The following is a 1,968-nucleotide window of genomic DNA, read 5'->3' on the forward strand; positions in this document are numbered from 1 at the left end:
TCAAAATCGGCGGCGTCTTTTTGGATCTGCCTAACGGCTGGTTAGAAGAGATGTTGAAATTTTGCGACGAATTCCCGAGCGATATTAAAGAATTTGAAGATATGCTCGATACGAATAGAATTTGGCTGATGCGAACCGAGGGCGTGGGCGTGATCTCGCACGAAGATGCCCTTAGCTGCGGCTGTAGCGGCGTGACGCTCCGCGCTAGCGGACATGCTTGGGATATCCGCAAAGAGGAGCCCTATCTCATCTACGACGAGCTTGATTTTGACGTGCCGTATGCGAGCGAGGGCGATTGCTACGCGCGCTATAAGTGTTATATGGCAGAGATGCGCGAGAGCCTTAAAATTTTGCGCCAGTGCGCGAAGCACTATCCGCTAAGCGATCCGCAAATTTTAGCGATCGATCCCGCTTACGTAAATCCGAGCAAAGAGCAGATCATGACGCAAAACTACTCGCTGATGCAGCATTTCGTGCTGGTTACGCAGGGTTTGCGCCCGCCCGTGGGCGAAATTTACGCCGCGAGCGAGAGTCCTAAGGGCGAGCTTGGATTTTATATCCGCTCGATGGGCGAAAGCTGCCCGTATCGCCTTAAGATCCGCACGCCGAGCTTTTGGCACTGCGCGATCTATGAGGAAATTTTACCCGGGCAGTATCTTGCCGACGCCGCGGCGATCATCGGCAGCACTAATATTATTTTAGGCGAGGTGGATCGATGAAGCGCTACGATTTGAGGCATCTGGGCGATAAGTTTTTAAACCGCATGGGCGAAATTTTAAAAAATTCCGCTCGCGGCGAGACGATGATCTTTATGTTTGAGATGGGCGATTTCAGCGCGGTTCAAAAGAGCGCCGATCTGGTGGAGGGGCTAAATTCCACGCTATTAAGCTCGATCCGTTATAACCAAGTCGATTGGATGGTCGTCGCCAAAAAGGGGAGAGGATGAAAATTTTAAATTTCGCGTCGCTGCTTAGCCTGCAAAATCCCGCGCTCGCAGCCAGTTTTCAGAGCGCTGAAATTTTAAGCGTATCGCCGCTGCAAGATCCGCATCTTCCCGGCGAGCTGATAAAATGCGAAATCGGCGCGCAAAGCTTCGTGCTGGCGCTAATCTGCGCTAGTTTTTGCGACGAGCCCTATTTCGCGGATCTAGATCTAGAGTACTTAAGCGGCGAAAGCAGCGTGGGCGAGGAGGAGATCGAGCAGATCGCGGAGTTTCTGCAAAGCGGCTGCGACGCGCTTTTGATCGAGGATGCGCTCGTTAAAACTCATCTGGACGCCGAAAATATCAGAGCTTTTATATCTATCATAGCGGCAAAATTCGGGATTAAAATTTTAAGCTTACGCGGCGAGCGAGCGGACTTGGGCGCACAAGAGCGGTTAAATTTAAGCCCCCTTAAAGAACCTGAGAATTTCGACGGCGCCGTGGTTTTCAAACACGATGCGGACGAGCGGCTCATCGGCGGAAGGTATTTTTGCATGGTCGCAAAGATCAAGGACGGCGATCGCGTCCGTATCAAAACGCCGCATTTAAATTTGGAAAAAGAATTTATTTTGGATGAGGAGCTAAAGGGCACGATCGCGCTTTTGGGCTCGGGCGGGCAGGGCTTTGGCGGTTATAATTTCGAACTAGCCGAAATTTCTAAGGTTTAAAATGGCAAAGATCACGATCGACGGTAAAGCTTGCGAGTGCGACGAGGGCGAGTATATCTTGCAGGTCGCGCGTCGCTGCGGCGTTTTTATCCCTGCGCTTTGTTATCTAAGCGGCGGTACGCCGACGCTCGCATGCAGGCTTTGTATGGTCGAAGCGGACGGCAAGCGCGTCTATAGCTGCAACGCCAAGGCCAAGGATGGCATGGTCGTTTACAGCCGCAGCCCCGAGATCGACGCCGAGCGCGAGGCGATTGCGCAGGTTTATTGCATCAACCATCCGATGGCGTGCGGGGTTTGCGATCAAAGCGGCGAGTGCGA

At 52.4% G+C, this 1,968-nt stretch carries 3 protein-coding genes and 1 pseudogene; all 4 read left to right on the forward strand.

Annotation, left to right across the window (positions count from 1 at the left end; all coding sequences use genetic code 11):
- A pseudogene (locus Q0614_RS03195) lies at window positions 1–719 on the forward strand (NADH-quinone oxidoreductase subunit D); the annotation flags it as partial.
- Window positions 716–946, forward strand: a complete 231-nt coding sequence (locus Q0614_RS03200) for an NADH-ubiquinone oxidoreductase subunit E family protein (protein WP_177386790.1) — start codon at window positions 716–718, stop codon at window positions 944–946. The pseudogene Q0614_RS03195 and the gene Q0614_RS03200, both read left to right, overlap by 4 nt.
- On the forward strand, window positions 943–1,650 hold the full coding sequence (locus Q0614_RS03205) for a hypothetical protein (protein WP_298786486.1): 708 nt from the start codon (window positions 943–945) through the stop codon (window positions 1,648–1,650). Before Q0614_RS03200 ends, Q0614_RS03205 begins: the two co-directional genes overlap by 4 nt.
- A 1-nt stretch (window position 1,651) precedes the next feature.
- On the forward strand, window positions 1,652–1,968 hold a 317-nt coding region (locus tag Q0614_RS03210), incomplete at its 3' end, for a 2Fe-2S iron-sulfur cluster-binding protein (protein ID WP_298786491.1).

The organism is uncultured Campylobacter sp., from assembly GCF_937997595.1.
Taxonomy (GTDB): Bacteria; Campylobacterota; Campylobacteria; order Campylobacterales; family Campylobacteraceae; genus Campylobacter_B.

Bases quoted from the DNA above. Each gene is read 5' to 3' on its own strand.
- Q0614_RS03205 (WP_298786486.1), top strand. From the start codon at position 943: ATGAAAATTTTAAATTTCGCGTCGCTGCTTAGCCTGCAAAATCCCGCG.
- Q0614_RS03200 (WP_177386790.1), top strand. From the start codon at position 716: ATGAAGCGCTACGATTTGAGGCATCTGGGCGATAAGTTTTTAAACCGC.